Source organism: Amycolatopsis sp. SID8362 (genome assembly GCF_010550475.1).
In the GTDB taxonomy this organism is placed as follows: domain Bacteria; phylum Actinomycetota; class Actinomycetes; order Mycobacteriales; family Pseudonocardiaceae; genus Amycolatopsis; species Amycolatopsis eburnea.
In genome coordinates, this window is record NZ_JAAGNB010001748.1 from 1 (window position 1) to 780 (window position 780).

Below are 780 nucleotides of genomic sequence, written 5' to 3' on the forward strand. Positions count from 1 at the left end.
GGGCGGCGAAGCGGACATCTACCGCGCCGCGGGGTTCACCGGGCCGAGGCGGTTCGAGGTCCCCGGCCGGACGGTCACCCGCACCGCGGACGAGGTCGTCGCCGGCGTCTTTTCGTTGTCCAGCGCGGCACCCCACCTGTTCGGCGACCGGCTGCCGGAGTTCGAAGCGGAACTCCGGCAGCTGCTGCGCGGGCCGTTCACCGAGCGGTTCCGCGAGATCGCCGTCGACGTCTGGTCGCCGGTCACCAGGGGTTGTTGAAGTCCTCTTCCTCCTCGACGGCCGCCCGCGGACGGCGCGCGGGCCGCGGCTCGTCCCGGACCGGCCGCGGAGCCGGGCCCGGCGGCGGCGCGAACCCGCCGGGGCCGGGGTACTCCTCCGCGTCGAAGGCGGAGGCAGGCTCGGCGTGCGACCGGTCGGTGCTCCAGCCGGACTTCGTCTTGCGCTGCGCGACTTCGCGGATGTGCTGCACGTACCGCTCGGCCGCCTGGACCTGCTTGGTCATGTACTCCTGCGAGCGGGCCTTGATCTCCTCGCCCTGCTGTTCGCGCAGGGCACGCCGATCGGCCTGCTCGCGGACGAGAGCGTCCAGCTCCGCCTTCATCCCGGCGATGTCGCTCATGCGTCTCCTTACCAGGTCCGGCGGGCGGACGGCGGGTCTTCGTCGTCGTTGAGGGAACCGATGATCCGGCGCCCGGGTTCACCGAGGTTGTCGAAGACGGCGCCTTCGATCCGGTAGGCGGGCGACTTGCGTTCGGTGTCTCCCCCGCCGGCGCCGTGGC

Annotated in this window: 1 protein-coding gene and 1 pseudogene; one reads left to right on the top strand and one right to left on the bottom strand. The window is 72.7% G+C overall.

Going from position 1 to position 780, the window contains the following annotated elements; genetic code table 11:
- A pseudogene (locus G3I65_RS53310) lies at positions 1-259 on the top strand (SAM-dependent methyltransferase); the annotation flags it as partial.
- Here the strand turns inward: G3I65_RS53310 and G3I65_RS53315 are convergent.
- Complete coding sequence (locus tag G3I65_RS53315; RefSeq protein ID WP_160703908.1) at positions 243-620, bottom strand: hypothetical protein; 378 nt, start codon at positions 618-620, stop codon at positions 243-245. The pseudogene G3I65_RS53310 and the gene G3I65_RS53315 sit on opposite strands and share 17 nt — an antisense overlap.
- Positions 621-780 lie beyond the last annotated feature (160 nt).

Excerpts from the sequence above, each read along its gene's own strand:
- G3I65_RS53315 (WP_160703908.1), bottom strand. The coding sequence starts at position 620 with ATGAGCGACATCGCCGGGATGAAGGCGGAGCTGGACGCTCTCGTCCGC.